The organism is Bacteroidales bacterium (genome assembly GCA_013314715.1).
In the GTDB taxonomy this organism is placed as follows: Bacteria; Bacteroidota; Bacteroidia; order Bacteroidales; family GWA2-32-17; genus Ch61.
In genome coordinates this window covers 51,677-68,519 of record JABUFC010000001.1, presented here as the reverse complement: position 1 = coordinate 68,519, position 16,843 = coordinate 51,677, and the positions used below count along the sequence as shown (strand labels likewise).

15 protein-coding genes are annotated in these 16,843 nt (G+C 32.8%); 10 read left to right on the top strand and 5 right to left on the bottom strand.

Going from position 1 to position 16,843, the window contains the following annotated elements:
• Positions 1 to 23 precede the first annotated feature (23 nt).
• The 4 genes from HPY79_00245 to mtgA form a co-directional block, all read right to left on the bottom strand.
• Complete coding sequence (locus HPY79_00245; GenBank protein ID NSW44249.1) at positions 24 to 293, bottom strand: RNA-binding protein; 270 nt, start codon at positions 291 to 293, stop codon at positions 24 to 26.
• 139 nt (positions 294 to 432) lie between these two features.
• A complete protein-coding gene (locus HPY79_00240; protein NSW44248.1) occupies positions 433 to 1,521 on the bottom strand; it encodes an efflux RND transporter periplasmic adaptor subunit in 1,089 nt (362 codons plus the stop codon).
• 10 nt (positions 1,522 to 1,531) lie between these two features.
• Entirely contained in the window at positions 1,532 to 5,884 is a 4,353-nt protein-coding gene (locus HPY79_00235; protein ID NSW44247.1) for a CusA/CzcA family heavy metal efflux RND transporter, read from the bottom strand.
• A gap of 75 nt (positions 5,885 to 5,959) precedes the next feature.
• Positions 5,960 to 6,640 carry a monofunctional biosynthetic peptidoglycan transglycosylase gene (gene mtgA, locus HPY79_00230; GenBank protein ID NSW44246.1) on the bottom strand — a complete coding sequence of 227 codons (681 nt, stop codon included), beginning with the start codon at positions 6,638 to 6,640 and terminating at the stop codon, positions 5,960 to 5,962.
• Positions 6,641 to 6,795: 155 nt separating this feature from the next.
• Between mtgA and rfaD the strand changes: the two genes are divergently transcribed.
• Positions 6,796 to 7,761 carry an ADP-glyceromanno-heptose 6-epimerase gene (rfaD, locus tag HPY79_00225; protein NSW44245.1) on the top strand — a complete coding sequence of 322 codons (966 nt, stop codon included), beginning with the start codon at positions 6,796 to 6,798 and terminating at the stop codon, positions 7,759 to 7,761.
• Between the two features lie 31 nt (positions 7,762 to 7,792).
• Positions 7,793 to 9,721 (top strand): transglycosylase domain-containing protein, encoded by a 1,929-nt coding sequence (locus tag HPY79_00220; GenBank protein NSW44244.1) that lies wholly within the window; start codon positions 7,793 to 7,795, stop codon positions 9,719 to 9,721.
• Here HPY79_00220 and HPY79_00215 read toward each other — a convergent pair.
• On the bottom strand, positions 9,718 to 10,791 hold the full coding sequence (locus HPY79_00215; GenBank protein NSW44243.1) for a carbohydrate porin: 1,074 nt from the start codon (positions 10,789 to 10,791) through the stop codon (positions 9,718 to 9,720). The two genes, HPY79_00220 and HPY79_00215, sit on opposite strands and share 4 nt — an antisense overlap.
• Positions 10,792 to 10,917: 126 nt before the next feature.
• On the opposite strand from HPY79_00215, the gene HPY79_00210 reads away from it, so the two are divergent.
• The 8 genes from HPY79_00210 (at position 10,918) to rimO (ending at position 16,841) form a co-directional block, all read left to right on the top strand.
• Positions 10,918 to 11,979 carry a bifunctional 3-deoxy-7-phosphoheptulonate synthase/chorismate mutase type II gene (locus tag HPY79_00210; GenBank protein NSW44242.1) on the top strand — a complete coding sequence of 354 codons (1,062 nt, stop codon included), beginning with the start codon at positions 10,918 to 10,920 and terminating at the stop codon, positions 11,977 to 11,979.
• Between the two features lie 184 nt (positions 11,980 to 12,163).
• The gene (locus HPY79_00205; GenBank protein NSW44241.1) at positions 12,164 to 12,787 is read left to right on the top strand and encodes a riboflavin synthase; all 624 of its coding nucleotides are present in this window, start codon (positions 12,164 to 12,166) and stop codon (positions 12,785 to 12,787) included.
• Positions 12,784 to 13,659 (top strand): FKBP-type peptidyl-prolyl cis-trans isomerase, encoded by an 876-nt coding sequence (locus tag HPY79_00200; protein NSW44240.1) that lies wholly within the window; start codon positions 12,784 to 12,786, stop codon positions 13,657 to 13,659. The genes HPY79_00205 and HPY79_00200 overlap by 4 nt, the downstream gene beginning before the upstream one ends.
• Before the next feature lie 250 nt (positions 13,660 to 13,909).
• The gene (locus HPY79_00195) at positions 13,910 to 14,152 is read left to right on the top strand and encodes a 50S ribosomal protein L28 (GenBank protein ID NSW44239.1); all 243 of its coding nucleotides are present in this window, start codon (positions 13,910 to 13,912) and stop codon (positions 14,150 to 14,152) included.
• 13 nt (positions 14,153 to 14,165) lie between these two features.
• Complete coding sequence (rpmG, locus tag HPY79_00190) at positions 14,166 to 14,354, top strand: 50S ribosomal protein L33 (GenBank protein NSW44238.1); 189 nt, start codon at positions 14,166 to 14,168, stop codon at positions 14,352 to 14,354.
• An 11-nt stretch (positions 14,355 to 14,365) separates the two neighbouring features.
• On the top strand, positions 14,366 to 14,524 hold the full coding sequence (locus HPY79_00185) for a DUF4295 domain-containing protein (GenBank protein ID NSW44237.1): 159 nt from the start codon (positions 14,366 to 14,368) through the stop codon (positions 14,522 to 14,524).
• 77 nt (positions 14,525 to 14,601) lie between these two features.
• Positions 14,602 to 15,546: a signal recognition particle-docking protein FtsY gene (gene ftsY / locus HPY79_00180; protein ID NSW44236.1), complete on the top strand. Its 945-nt coding sequence runs from the start codon at positions 14,602 to 14,604 to the stop codon at positions 15,544 to 15,546.
• Positions 15,547 to 15,551: 5 nt separating this feature from the next.
• Positions 15,552 to 16,841, top strand: coding sequence for a 30S ribosomal protein S12 methylthiotransferase RimO (rimO, locus tag HPY79_00175; GenBank protein ID NSW44235.1), 1,290 nt, complete (start codon positions 15,552 to 15,554; stop codon positions 16,839 to 16,841).
• The last annotated feature ends 2 nt before the right edge of the window (positions 16,842 to 16,843 follow it).

The window sequence follows — 16,843 nt, the reverse complement described above, 5'->3', positions numbered from 1 at the left end:
TTGAACAAATGAAAAAAGACCTTTTATCTACGATTTGAACGTTGGTCGTTATCGCGGTCATAAGCTTGTTTTACAACCAATGCCTTGCCCTGAACTTCTTTACCGTTAAGTTCGTTAATAGCGTTTTGAGCATCTTGATCATTGGCCATTTCGACAAAACCAAAACCTTTTGAACGACCGGTCATACGGTCCATAATTACTTTTGCTGAGTTAACTTCGCCATAATTTTCGAAAAGTTCTCTCAAAAAATTGTCCTGAATTTTAAAATTCAGATTAGCAACAAAAATGTTCATAAAAAAAATAAAAATTAATAATTAATAAATAAATACTTGAAAGTCTTGAATTTTATTAACAAAAGCTAATAATTTCTCACTTTCTTGTACAAAGGTAAACCTTTTTTTTTAAATAAAAAATTAATTTTCAAAATACTACTTAAAATAATATTGAAACTCCTTTTATTAGAATATCATTTTTAACACTATCTAATAATTCAAATCGTTTATTATCGCTTATTCCTAAAAGAACATTTCGTTTTAAAAATATAAACTGAGAATCATTTTTATCTATTAATTCCAATACATAATAATTGCTATTATCTTTAATTAAAGCTTCTTCTGGTATCGACCAGCTTAGTTTATCGTGATACCAAATTTCTGTTTGAACAAATGAATTTACAAACAAATTAATTTTATCGTATGAAATAGGTTTTGCATATGCGCGAATGGTATGAGTCTCATTATCAACCGTTTTACCAATCGAAGTAAGTACTGCATAATAGAGTTTATCTTTTTCGTTTATTCTGTAAAAAATCAACGAATCACCTATATGAGCATTTATTGCATCTTTTTCAAATAATGGAATTAATATTTGTAATTTTGCTGGATCAACCATTTCAAAAAGAGTTACATTCGGTTGTACATAATTTCCCACTATTAAGTTTTTTAATTGAACAATACCGGAAATGGGAGCTTTTATGCTTATTTCTTTTTCAATATTTCCTTCTTCTATGGCTGATGCGTTTAGGCCCATTAATTGCAATACAGATAACATAGATTTGTACTGGATAAGAGCATTTTTATATTCCATTTCTAATTGTTGAAAATCCTTAGTCGAAACAATATTGTCTTTTACTAATTCTTTTTGACGTTCGTAATCTTTTTTTAAAGATTGGTATTTATAAAAAGCTGTTGCATATTCTTGTTGAATTTTAATAATTTCATTACCGGTCAAAGTAATAATAGGCTTACCTTTTTCTACATAATTTCCATCAGAAACCCATATTTTAGCAATGGTAGCATTGAGAGGAAAGCTAACACTAACCATTCCTTCGGGTAAGGCAACAATTTTTCCGTTTGCTTTTATTTTCTCATGAAAGCATTGCTTAACAACTTTTCCTAATTGCATTTCGGCTTGCTCAAATTGTTTTTTTGTAACAACAATGGTTTCTATACTGTCGGTATTAGCCACATTGTTTTCTTCGTTGTGAGTACCACATGAAGCCAGAAAAAAAACTGCAATCATTATAGTTAATTTAGTCTTCATAATTCATCTGTATAAATTCATAATAATTTACATATAAGTCAATTAGTGCTTGGTAGTATTCTTTTTTTAGGGATACAATATTTTCTATCGATTGAATCCATTTAAAATAATCGCTATTTCCCGATTTTAAGTTTTTATTTAATAATTCTAAAAGTAACATTGCATTATCGTCCAACGCTTTTTTAAATTCATTTACAAGGCTTAATTGCTTTAGAATTTGCTCATTCATTTGCTTTAGTTTCATAACTTGTTCGCTCCGTTTATATTGAACAAACAAGTTATATGCTTCTGTATTTAACTTTAAAGCTTTTATTTTTGATGATTGATTTCCCCAAAATAACGGAATACTAAGCCCCATTTGATAACCCATGTATCTTTTTTGAGGTTCATAAGCATTGCTACCACTAAAATATTGAAATGTAATATCGGGCAAAAGTTTATTTTTTTCAATCTTAAGTTCATTAAATATCAACTCTTTATTTAATTCTAACTGTTTATTATTCAAAGCTAAAACACTATCCGACAATATCGTTAAATTTATTTCATTAAAAGGTTCAACCGTAAATACAGAGTCGCCCACATACCAACTTAATTCTTTATGTAATTGATGATACATTGCCTCCGTATTTTTATTTTCAGACTGAAGCATCGTTTTCTTTAGTTGAAAATTTAAAAGATCTAATTTTGAGCTATTTCCTTGCTCAAAACTTTTTGACAATAGGTTTTGATAATTAGTAAATAAAGAATCGATTTCTTTTAGAAATTTCTTTTTTTCTTCGAAGATTTGAATTTTTCTATATAACAAAGTAACATGAGTTTCAATAAACCTTCGTTGTTTTTCGTATTTCAATTGATATAACTGATAATGGGTATTATACCATTTCTTTTGAGCCCAATAATAGGTTGGAAATTTAAATGATTGTTCAATTCCATATACTTGTAACGGATGTCCATTGGCTGAAATATTATTTTCGTCGAATTCAGTGTATATTTTTGTCTTATCTATATCTAGTACATTTCTTTTCAACGCCTTAGCAGAAAATACTTGTTGTTCTGAACTTTTTAACTGTATGGCATTATCGATAGAACGCTTAATTGCTTCATCTAATGTGAGCGTTTTATTTTGTGCAAAAGAATTCATATTTGAAAACAAAAGTACAAATAGAATAATGGGTAAAGACGATTTTCTAATAATTTTAAAGGGAAACCAACGTATAGACTCAATAGATTCCAAGAAAGCATATAATAAAGGTAAAGCAATTAAAGTTAACATGGTAGAGGTTATTAGCCCACCAATTACTACTGTAGCAAGTGGTCTTTGTACTTCTGCTCCAGCCGATGAGCTTATAGCCATAGGCAAAAAGCCCAATGCAGCTGCCGATGCCGTTAACATTACCGGTCGTAATCGGTCTTTAACAGCTCTAAATACACGTTCTTTAATATCTTTAACTCCTTGATGCTCTAATTCGTCCATATGCTCAATTAATACAATGCCGTTCATTACTGCAATACCAAATAGTGCAATAAAACCAATACCTGCAGATATACTAAAAGGCATACCTCGTAACCAAAGCAATGTTACTCCGCCAACTGTGGCCAGTGGAACAGCCAAAAATACCATAGCTGCCTTTTTGAGCGAACGTAAGGCAAAATGAATAAATATAAAAATTAACAGTAATGCAATGGGAACGGCATACATTAAACGGTTTAAAGCATTTTGAAGGTTTTCAAATTGACCACCATATTGGATATTATAGCCAGGTGGAACTTTTAAATTACTTGATAATATTTTCTGAATATCGACTACCACCGATTGAAGGTCTCTGTTGCGGACATTAACATTTACAACAATGCGTCTATGGGTATTTTCTCTCGAAATCTTAGCCGGTCCGGAATAATAATCAATATCTGCTAACTCAGATAATGGCACCATTTTATCATTGGCAATTGGCACCGGAAGCATTCTTATATCTTCGATATCTTGTCTATACTCAAACGGAAGTTTAACAACAATATCGAACCTTTTTTCTCCTTCAAAATAAGAACCGCTAATGGCACCTCCAAATGCTGTGCTTAATATATAGTTCAAATCTTTAATGTTTACTCCATAATGAGCCAATTTTTCGCGTTTATACCTAACCAACATTTGGGGTAATCCTACCGTTTTTTCAATTGATATATCGGCAGCACCGGGTACATCTTTTATTAATGATTTAACCTTTAAAGCTAACTGATTTAAGCGTTCTATATCTTCGCCAAAGATTTTTATAGCTAAATCAGAACGAACACCTGTAATAAGTTCATTAAAACGCATTTCTATAGGTTGAGTAAATTCGTAATCGATTCCTGGAATAACCGATAGCGCCTTTTTAAAATAATTAGCTAATTCTTCTTTATTATCGGTAATTTCCCATTCACTTTTGGGTTTTAGTTTTATAATCATATCCACTTCTTCCATTCCCATCGGATCGGTGGGCACTTCGGCGGCTCCAATTCGCGAAACTATTTTATCTACTTCGTTAGGAAATTGTTTCAATAAAATCTGTTCCATTTGTGTAGTTAGGTTTATGGTTTTACTTAACGAGGTCCCCGACTTAATAACGGGTTGAATAACAAAATCACCTTCATCGAGCGTTGGGACAAATTCTCCGCCCATGTTTATAAATAAAAAATAGGTAAATACTAACGAAGCAATAGCTGTTAACCAAACCAATAATTTATGACGATAAGACCATGCTAATACAGGCTCATACATTCTGTGTACAAAGGCTACTAATCGATCCGAAAATGTAATTTTTTGTTTTTTTATTGGCTTTAAAAAAATACTTGAAATAACCGGTACCCATGTAAAACCAAAAAAGATGGCTCCAACTAAAGCAAAACTAAACGACATAGCCATGGGTTTAAACATTTTGCCCTCAACTCCGCTTAAAACATAAATAGGTATAAAAACAATTAAAACTATTATCTGACCAAATATAGCTGAATTCATCATTTTTGAAGTGCTATCGTATGAAACAGCGTTTAAAATTCGTTTACGTTCTAAGTCACTTTGACTTGCAAAATACTGATCTTTTTGTAGCCATAGCTGAACCATAATATATTCCACAATAATGACTGCACCGTCAATAATAACTCCAAAATCTAAGGCACCTAAACTCATCAAATTCACATCAATACCCACTAAATACATGATAGAAATGGTAAAAAGCAATGCCAGAGGGATTAACGATGAAATAACAATTGATGAACGAATATTACCTAACAATAAAAACACTATCAAAAAAACAATAATACTTCCAAACACTAAGTTTTCTAAAACCGTAAAAGTAGTTTTAGCAATCAATTCGCTCCTATCGTTGATAGGGTTTATAAAAACTCCTTCGGGCAAATGTTTTTGAATTTCGGCTACTCTATTTTTAACTTCGTTTATCACCAAATTAGAATTAGCACCTTTGAGCATCATTATTTGCCCCAATACTTTTTCGCCTTGACCATTTGCAGTAATAGCCCCAAAACGTGTAGCATAACCTTGTCTAACTTCTGCTACATCGCTTAATAGAATAGGTATAGACTGATTCGTTTTAATTACAATCTTTAAAATTTCATCGATATTCTTTATCAAACCATCGCCACGAATAAAATAGCTTTGGTCGTTTTTCTCAATATATGCTCCACCTGCAACGCTATTGTTTGCATAAAGAGCATTATAAACATCGATTAAAGAAACATTCAACGCTTTTAACTTTTCAGGGTTAACGGCTATTTCGTATTGCTTTAAATACCCACCCCATGAGTTAATTTCTACCACTCCGGATATTCCTGCTAATTGACGGCGAATATACCAATCTTGTAAGGTTCTAAGGTCAGTCGCACTATAATTATTTTCATATCCGGGTTTTACATCTAAAATGTACTGATAAATTTCTCCCAATCCAGTAGTGATAGGTCCCATAGATGGCTTTCCAAATCCTTCAGGAATTTTTTCGCTTACGGTATTTAATTTTTCTGATATTAGCTGACGAGGTAAATAAGTACCTATATCGTCATCAAAAACTAATGTTACTAAAGAAATACCAAATTTCGATATAGAACGAATTTCTTTTATACCGGGTAAATTCGACATTTCCAATTCAATTGGGTAAGTTATAAATTGCTCTACATCTTGAGTTGATAAATTGGGCGATGTGGTTATTACTTGAACCTGATTATTTGTAATATCGGGTACTGCTCCTAATGGAATTTGAGTAATTGAATAAATACCAAATGCTGCAATGGTAAGCGTTGTGAGTATAATCAACAACTTATTGTTAACACTAAAACGAATGATTTTGCTGATCATTTTTTTTTCAAAAATAACTAATAAAAACAAATGTTTTTAAAATTTTATATGAGCTATCTTAATAAAAAAATTGATTTAATCGGAGACCTTCGGCATATTGCCCATATATCTCAAAATAAACGATTTATGACGACTAACGAACTTTGTATTTGAAGTTGGCTTGTATTTTAGAGGATTAGGCAAGCAGGCGGCAATAGCAGCAGCCTCCGACTTGGTAAGTTTTTTAGACGATTTATGAAAATACTTTTGCGATGCCATTTCTACTCCATATATTCCATCGCCTGTTTCAATAACATTAAGATATACCTCCATAATACGTTCTTTAGACCAGCATAACTCTATTAAAAGAGTAAAATATGCTTCAAAAGCTTTTCTAATATACGACCTTCCTGGCCACAAAAAAACATTTTTTGCTGTTTGCTGACTAATAGTACTTCCACCTCTGATTTTTTTACCTTTTTTATTATACTCATATGCACGCTTCATTGCTTTAAAATCAAAACCCGAATGATTCATAAAATTCTGATCTTCGCCAGCCATAACAGCTTTGGGCATATGTTTCGATATTTCTTCGATAGGCACCCATTTTTTGTGCATACGAGGCATTTCACCTGAAAATATTTGCTCAACTGAACGTATTATCATAAGTGGAGTAACATATACCGGCACCCACTTATAAACCAAAACCATAAATATGCTGCTAATAAAAAAAAATAAAACTAAACGCTTAAACCATTTCCAAAGCTTTCTGAGCATAATTTTTTGGCACAAAAATACTAAAATAGTTATACGAAATGATACATTTTATAGCCAATTTTAATGGTTAGATAATATATACGGTATTATTCTCTTTTTTTATCATTCTATTGTGAAAAATTATAAGGGTTTAGTAACTTTGCGAAAAAAATACTATGATAGTAGTAACAGGAGCTGCCGGATTTATTGGCAGTGCGATGATTTCAAAACTCAACAGCGAGCATTTCAACGATTTGGTTTTAGTTGACGATTTTTCGAACGAAGCTAAAAATAAAAACCTACAAAACAAAGATTTTTCGTTAAAGATACATCGCGATATTTTCCCCGAATGGCTTAAATTAAATCATAAATTTGTTGAGTTCATTTTCCATATTGGTGCAAGAACCGACACCACCGAATTTAATTATGAAATTTTCCAAAAACTTAACGTTAATTATACCAAAACACTTTGGCTACTCTCGGTCGAATACGGTTTACCCATGGTTTATGCTTCAAGTGCTGCTACTTACGGAGCCGGCGAATTGGGATACAACGACGACGAATCGATCATATCACAACTAAAACCATTGAACCCTTACGGCATTTCAAAAAATGAGTTCGACCAATGGGCACTATCGCAGTCGCAAAAACCATATTTCTGGGCTGGGCTAAAGTTCTTCAATGTATATGGTCCCAACGAATACCACAAAGGACGAATGGCATCGGTTATTTTCCATGCTTACCATCAGATTAAAGAAACCGGCAAAATGAAACTCTTCAAATCGCACAAAGAAGGTATTGCACACGGTGAGCAAAAACGCGATTTTGTTTATGTAAAAGATGTTTGCGATGTGCTGTTTTTTTTAATGAACCACAGAAAAAATTCAGGCATTTATAACCTTGGAACAGGACAGGCTCGCTCTTTCAACGATCTTGCCAAAGCCACCTTTAAAGCCATGAATATTCCTGAAAACATTGAATATATCGACACACCCGAAGATATCAGAGACAAATACCAATACTTTACCCAAGCCGAAATGGCTAAATTAAAATCCATTGGCTATAACCAACCCTTTACCTCACTCGAAGATGGTGTGAACGATTATGTAAACCACTATTTGTCAAAAAAACTTTATTATTAGTGAGATGAACATAACTATAAACAAGAAAATTTTGAAAAAAATTGGCATCGGACTGCTTGGGACCTTTATTTTTTTGTTTATTGCCTTATTATTACTAAAAAACACCCTTTTTCAATATATTGTAGAATCAAAAATCAAACATTTTAACGAAACACATATAGGGCAAATCATTATTAAAGATTTTCAACTTAGCGGCATCAGTCGAATCGATTTCGACAGCATATACTTTATTTCTCCATTCGATACCATTGGCACCATCGACACATTAAGCATTACCATTAAACCGTTTAAAGCTCTTTTCGGCGATATTGCTATTAAAGATATTTTTTGGCAAAACACCACTATGACCTTATGTAAATACGATTCTACCGATAATTTTTCTACTCTTTTCAAACGCAAAAATGCAGACACCACCCAAAAAACTACCACCCGCCCCGACTATACCGAACGCTCTTCGCTAATTTTCAAAGCATTGTTCGATATTTTGCCCGAAAAAGGAAACATTTCGAATATCAACGTTTTAATTAAACGCAAAGAAAAAAACAATATTCAAATTAGCATTCCTTTCATCCAAATTCACGATTACAAAATCAATTTTCCCATTACCATTTCAGATAAAAAAAATCAACAACATTTTTTATTGGCCAACCTCATTTCGCCAGATGATAGAACGATATACTCCAAAGTAGTAAATAAATACCATGAAAAAGATTTTTTTCCCGGTTTTGAAAAAATACAATTAAAAACTCACTTCGATACTGCTTTTTTCTCAATCCATCAAACTACCGAAGGTGGTAATATGCTTTTAACAGGTCAAAGCGAATTGCTCCATTTTTTTGTAAATCAGCCCGCTGTATCTTTTTCCGATGTCCAATTCGACAAACTACGTTTAGATTACCACATTCTGATAACCGAAAATGCTTTTATTTTAGACAGCACCAGTCAAGTTCATTTTAATCAACTTACGTTTAATCCGTATATCCGTTTTCAAGTTTATCCTACCAAACATATCGTATTAAAAATAAACAAACCTTCTTTCCCTGCTCAGGAGCTTTTTTCGTCGTTACCTGAGGGTTTATTCCCCAACACATCGGGCATTAAAGCAAAGGGTAACTTATCGTATAAGCTCTATTTCGAAGTCGATTTTTCGCTACTCGATTCGCTCAAATTAGAATCGGATTTACGACCCGAAAAGCTATCGATATACTCTTACGGAAACGTAAATTTAGCCAAGCTCGACAGCGATTTTGTACATACCGTTTACGAAAAAGAACAGCCGGTAGACCAAATTCTTGTTAGCTATTCTAATCCGAATTTTGTTCCTTTGCAACAAATCTCGCCTTATTTAAGAAACGCATTGCTTTGCACCGAAGATGGCGCTTTTTATTGGCATAGAGGCTTTATTCAAGAAGCTTTTAAAAATGCGTTGATACAAAACCTCAAACGCAAACGATTTGCACGCGGCGGTAGCACCATTACCATGCAATTAGTAAAAAATTTGTACTTAAACCGCCACAAAACCATTTCGCGTAAACTCGAAGAAATGCTCATTGTATGGATTATCGAAAATATGCGTCTTTGCTCCAAAGACCGAATGTTCGAAATCTATCTGAATATCATTGAATTTGGACCAAGTATTTACGGAGTATCAAAAGGAAGTCAATTTTATTTTAATAAAAAACCATCGGAACTTAGCCTACCCGAAGCCATATTTATGGCATCTATTGTGCCCAAACCAAAACATTTTGCCTCTTCGTTCGATTCTACGGGAACTCTAAAGCCTGCTGTGCAAGATTTCTTAAAATTTGTTGCCAATCGAATGCTCGGTAAACAAATGATTAGTCAATCTGAATTCGATGCATTTCAACCTCAAGTAGAATTAAAAGGAGAAGCTAAAAAATTCCTGAAATCAGATACCCTTTCGCTTGATGAATTATTGCCACCCATAAATTTTTATTAATAAACCATTAACTGGCATCGTAAAATTAAAACAAAAGAATTGGACAAATGTTTATTGGTGCCAGAAGGATTGATTATGTATTGAAAATCGGGAGTTATTTTATATTTTTCGGCAATTTGAAACGAATTAGCAAACTCTAAAACAATTTCGTCTTTTGATTTGTTTGTATTACCTGCATATGCTAAACCAAAGTTACTCGAAAGATTCATACGCCGAATTGTATAATTAATTTTAAATCCTGTGCCTAAATAATAATGATGCATTGACGCTTTTAAACTTTTTGCAAATTGAATAAAGTATTGTTTTGAAGAATCAATACTACCTGAAACAACAGAATAAATAAAATGATTTGGAACTAAACGAATGTTAGCTTCATTTTCCGTTAAACATCCTGTGTAATTATACAAACCTATACGATATAAATTATTTTTTACGTTTTTTTCTACCTCCAAAATATGAACAATACCATCATATAAATGAATTCCCCATGCTAAATCATTACGATATAATTTATCTGGAAAACCATCAAAAACAGCTGTTTTTAACTTTAATATAGAAAAATCATGACTAAAACTCAATCCTAAAGTTGTTTTTGGATAAACCGAAGCAAAGCTATTTACAGTAATTAACGAAGGAATACCAAACGAACTATTAATTAAATCGGAAGCATGCTCACACAGTACAAAATCTTCATTTAAATTATGAATACCAAATTTTAACCATGTTTTATTTTTTACATATCGTAAATATAATTCATAAATAAATAAACTAACATCAGCATCAATATTTGAAATGGTTTGTAAATCTCCAACCAAATTGCTTGAGGGTGATTGACCTCCAGCGTTTGCTATTTTAATATTAAGTAATGTATTTTTTAAATATTTGGAACTTATTTCAGTTCCCATTTGCATTAAATTGCGATAAACAGTACCTTTTCTTATACCTCCATATAAGTTAGAATAAACATCATAAGTTAAATTAAAACGATTCGATAAAACAATTAAACTGTCTTTAGCAAATACAAATTTAAAGACCATCAAGAAAACCAATATTAAAAAAAAATTTCTCATTTTTTTTCTACAAAGAAAGAACTATAATATTTTTAACTCAATAGCTAAAAGTTGTGAAAAAAATAATGCCAATAACCAGATTAAGGTATAATATCATATCTTTGTAGCGTGAAAAAATCGTTTAACATAGTTCCAATAACCCAATGGTTTGATGGCGATGTACCTTTTCCGATAATCATTGCAGGACCATGTAGTGCCGAAAACCGCAATCAGGTTTACCAAACAGCACAAGCATTAAAAAACGACCCTCGCATACGCATTTTCAGAGCTGGTGTTTGGAAACCTCGCACAAGTCCCAACGATTTTGAAGGCATGGGCGAACCTGCATTTGAATGGTTGCAAGAAATTAAACGCGATTTCGGTTTGAAGCTGGCCGTAGAGGTAATGAGCCCCTCTCATGTTGAATTGTGTTTAAAAAATAATATTGACGTTGTTTGGCTTGGCACTCGAACTGTTTCAAACCCTTATTCTGTCCAACAAATTGCCAGTTCACTCAAAGGCACTTCCAGTATTGTGCTTATTAAAAATCCGATGAATCCCGACCTAAAACTTTGGTTAGGTGCGATAGAACGTATCTACAAAAGTGGAATAAAAAAAATAGCCGCCGTTCATCGAGGTTTTTATCCATTTGAATACACACATCTTCGCAATATTCCCAAATGGGAGCTAGTAATCGATTTAAAAACTCAATATCCCGAAATTCCCATCCTTGCCGACCCCAGTCATATTGCCGGGAACACCAAATACATTTACAAAATTGCTCAAAAAGCCTTAGACCTCTGCTACGATGGTTTAATGCTCGAAACTCATATCAATCCATCAGAAGCTCTGAGCGATGCCCAACAACAACTCCCCCCCGCTAAACTTATACAATTACTCGATAAATTAAACTTTTGCAACGTCAAAAACGAAATTGAGCATTTAGAACTTATTCGACTTCGCGAAAAAATCGACTCTATCGATAATCAACTTATAGAATTATTATCGCAACGAATGGAGGTCGTTCGACAAATGGCTCAATATAAAAAAGACCATCAAATCTCCATTTTACAATTAAAACGTTGGCGTGAAATTATTGAAAGCCGACTACAAAAAGCCGATGATCTTGGACTTAACAAAGAATTCATTAAATTAATGCTCGAAGCTATTCACCTCGAAGCTATTAGAATACAATCTGAAAATAAATAGCCATTTATTTTGATATCCACGAATATAATATATTTTTTATTGATCATAATTGCTTTGTTCATTTACTTACTAAACAAAGAGAAAATAAAATTACCAACCTTTAAAGCTTTTAAACATAACTTTATGATTTTTTTAAGTGTCGATTTATAATTTTATCACTACTTTTGTAAAAAAATAATAAAATATGTTTTCAGGTATTGTCGAAGAAGCTGCTCCAGTCGTAAAACTCGAAAAAGATGGAGGCAATTTGCATATAACAATGCAATGTTCGTTTGTAAAAGACTTAAAAATAGACCAAAGTATAGCTCATAATGGAGTTTGTTTAACCGTCGTAAAAAAAACAGAAGAAACATATACCGTAACTGCTATCCAAGAGACACTCGACAAAACCAATTTAGGTTTGTTAAAAGTGGGCGATAAAGTGAACCTCGAACGTAGCATGACGATGGATAAACTCCTTGATGGTCATTTAGTACAAGGACATGTTGATCAAACAGCTATTTGTACAGATATAAAAGAAGTTGATGGTAGTTGGTATTTTACTTTCGAATACGACCCTAGTACTGGCAATATCAATGTCGAAAAGGGATCCATTGCCGTCAATGGAGTAAGCCTTACAGTAGTAAACGCTCAAACGGGTAAATTTAGCGTTGCTATAATTCCTTTCACATATCAAGTTACTAATTTTCATCAAATAAAAGTAGGCACCGTTGTAAACTTAGAATTTGATATAATAGGTAAATATATACGACGCATCTTACAAGCTCAGATCGAAAATTGGAAGAGTCAAATAATGGACTTAAAATGATTCGTTATTATATTTCGATCATCGTAACACTACTTTTTTTTATAAGTTGTAACGAATCGAAAATCACTGGTTACAAATTAACCGACAAAGGTATTTACTTTAAATTATTAGGTATAGGCGAAGCCAACAAGTATGTTCAAGAAGGCAATTATGTAACTTTTCATATTCAATACGCTACTGCCGACGATTCTATTTTTTTCGATGCCATACGTACAGCCAAAATAGAAAAACCCCTTTATGAAGGTGCTATCGAAGACTGCTTTTATATGCTAAGTGAAGGCGATAGTGCTGCTTTTTTTATCAAAGCCGATCCTTTTTTTGAAAAGACACTCGAAAGTCCACTACCTTTATTTATTCCACCCGAAAGTTATCTTAAAATTATTTTAAAAATTGAAACAGTAAAAACAGCCGAAGAATTTAAAAAAGATAAAGAAGAATTTTTAGCTTGGGTCGAAGATTTTGGAGAATACGAAAAAAAAGTTCTAAAAAATTATCTTGAAAAACGAAACATAAACTACATGCCCAACGATACCGTCATTTATAAAATTCCCATCAATAAAGGTAATTCCAAAACAGTAAACTATGGCGATACCATAACTGTCCATTTTGAAGGTTATTTTTTAAATGGAAAACTTTTTGATAGCACACGCAAACGAAATGAACCTTTTAGTTTTGTTTATGGCTCCGAATGGCAAGTAATAAAAGGCCTCGAAAAAGCCATAGGGATGATGCATGAAGGCGAAAAATCCATTTTCGTTATCCCCTCTTTTATGGCTTTTGGTAAAGAAGGCTCTTCTACAGGTATTATTCCACCATATAGTTCCGTTGTATTCGAAATAGAATTATTAAAAATAGGTAAAAAAAACGAATAATCACGCTCGTCATTTTTTCCTTTTATCGAAAAATATCATTTCATATTTTTACTAGCTCAATCATAAATTGAGTCTAATTTAGCAATAATTGTTCATAAAAAGAAAATCCTATTCTACTATTCTAATAAAAATCAAAATATTATTAACCACTTTGTGTTCAGAAAAAAATCTTATAAATATTTGTTTATTTAAATAAAAATTAGTTACTTTGCAGTCCAAAAAAAAGGGAAATTAGGTTAAACATAAGCGTATGTCAAGAGTTTGTCAAATTACAGGAAAAAAAGCGATGACAGGAAACAATGTTTCTCATGCCAACAATCGCACTAAACGTAAGTTCAACCCAAACTTACAAACCAAAAAATTTTATTTAGAAGACGAAGGTCGTTGGATTGAATTAAAAGTATCTGCACATGGTCTTCGTATTATTTCCAAAAAAGGTTTAAAAAAAGCTTTAGAAGAAGCAATTGATAAAGGTTATATTAAAAACTATTAAGATTCGATAGGTTATGGCAAAAGCAAAAAAAGGTAATCGAGTTCAAGTAATTCTCGAATGTACCGAACAAAAAGCAAGCGGCGTTCCAGGTATGTCACGCTATATCACAACCAAAAACAAAAAAAACACACCCGAACGTCTCGAATTAAAAAAATACAATCCTTATTTAAAAAAAGTAACTGTTCATAAAGAAATTAAATAAAATTATAGACTATGGCAAAGAAAGCTGTTGCATCGTTTAAGTCAGGCGGACAAAATAAAAATTTTGTAAAAGTTATTCGCATGGTAAAATCTGAAAAAACCGGAGCATACGAATTTAAAGAAGAAATGGTAGGCACTGAATTTGTTAAAGATTACCTAGCTAAAAAGTAAAACAAAAATAAAATTATGCATAAGGCTTTCTTCTGTTTAAGGAGAAAGCTTTTTGTGTTTAATAAATATATAACTCAATGGCATTTTTTGGACTATTTTCTAAAGAAAAAAAAGAAAACCTCGATAAAGGTTTAGAAAAAACCAAAGAAGGATTTTTTAAGCGTATTACACGCATGATTGTTGGTAAAACAACCATTGATAATGATACCCTCGACCAACTCGAAGAAATTTTAATTAGTGCCGACGTAGGCGTTGATACTACCATTACCATTATTAAAAAAATTGAAGAACGAGCATCCAAACAAAAATTTATCAGTAGCAACGAGCTCAACGAAGCTATTAAAGAAGAAATTGCAAAACTAATGAAAGATGCCGGCGAAGTTCAAGATTTTAATTTTGTAGATGCTAAAAAGCCTTATGTCATTATGGTTGTGGGCGTTAATGGAGTTGGCAAAACCACTACCATTGCCAAGTTAGCCCATCAAATGAAAAAAGCTGGTAAAAATGTTTACCTTGGAGCTGCTGATACTTTTCGTGCTGCCGCTGTTGAACAACTTACTATCTGGGCAGAACGTATTGGAGTCCCAATTATCAAACAACAAATGGGAGCCGACCCAGCATCGGTAGCTTTTGACACACTCTCTTCTGCCGTTAAAAACAACGCCGATGTAGTTATTATCGATACTGCCGGTCGTTTGCACAATAAAATCAACTTAATGAACGAACTCTCAAAAATTAAAAGAGTCATGCAAAAGGTGATTCCCGATGCCCCTCACGAAATTTTACTTATTCTCGATGCCACTACCGGGCAAAATGCTTTCGAACAAGCGAAACAATTTACCAAAGCTACTGACGTTAATGCAATTTGCGTTACCAAACTCGATGGCACTGCCAAAGGCGGAGTTGTTATAGGTATTTCACACGAATTCAATGTTCCCATTAAATACATCGGCATTGGCGAAAAAATGGACGATTTACAACTCTTTAATAAATATGCTTTTGTAGAATCACTCTTTAGTTAAGACTCATGCATCGTAAAGTTAAAATCATTACCCTTGGTTGTGCAAAAAATACCGTTGATTCAGAAAAAATTGCTGCTAATATACAAAACCTACATATACCGGTTCAGTTTTGCGATAGTCCTCAAGAAGCCGATACGCTTATTATTAATACGTGTGGCTTTATTTTAGATGCTAAACAAGAATCGATCGATACCATACTCGAAGCCATTGAACTTAAGAAAAAACAGCTTATCAAAAATATCTTTGTTACCGGTTGCCTTTCAACACGTTATTTTAACGAACTTCGTAAAGAAATACCCGAAGTTGACGCATATTTTACCGTCCATAACTTTTCAACCATCATAGAAAAATTTAAAAAAAACTATGCTTTTGATTTTAACCAACAAGCTCGAATGATATCTACTCCCCCACACTATGCCTATTTAAAGATTGCCGAAGGCTGCAACCGAAAATGTTCGTTTTGCGCTATACCTGCCATTCGCGGCAAATACCAATCAGAAACCATCGAGCACTTGGTTAGCGAAGCTACCAACTTAGCAAAATCAGGAGTAAAAGAGCTTATACTCATTGCTCAAGATTTAACTTATTATGGAAAAGATATTTATAAAAAAAGTAGCTTAGCTACTTTAATCAACGAATTAAGCAACATCGAAGGCATCGAATGGATTCGTCTTCATTATACCTACCCACAATTTTTTACTCAGGAACTGATTGAAACCATTGCCCACAATCCAAAAGTATGCAAATATATTGATATTCCTATTCAGCATATCAGCGATAATATGCTTAAGCTTATGCAACGAAACACCACCGCAACCCAACTAAAGCAATTATTATATAAATTGCGAAAACAAGTACCAGGCATTCATCTACGCACAACAGTTTTAGTTGGTCATCCGGGTGAAACAAAAAAAGATTTTGACGAGCTTATTGCATTTATAAAAGATTTTCGCTTTGAAAAATTAGGTGCATTTGCATACTCTCACGAAGAAAATACCTATGCTGATAAACATTACAAAAATTCTATAACCAGCAAAATTAAGCAACAACGCTTATCTACCATAATGCAAATTCAGCAAGAAATTACAAGCAATATCAATAGCAGTTTTGTTGGTACATACCAAAAGGTTATCATAGACAGAAAAGAAAACGGTTATATGATTGGTCGTACACAATACGATTCGCCTGAAATTGACAACGAAGTGCTTATTAAAGATACGAATAAATATCGAATTGGAAGATTTTACAATGTTAAAATAACCGATTCATATGAATTTGATTTGATTGGAGAATAAAT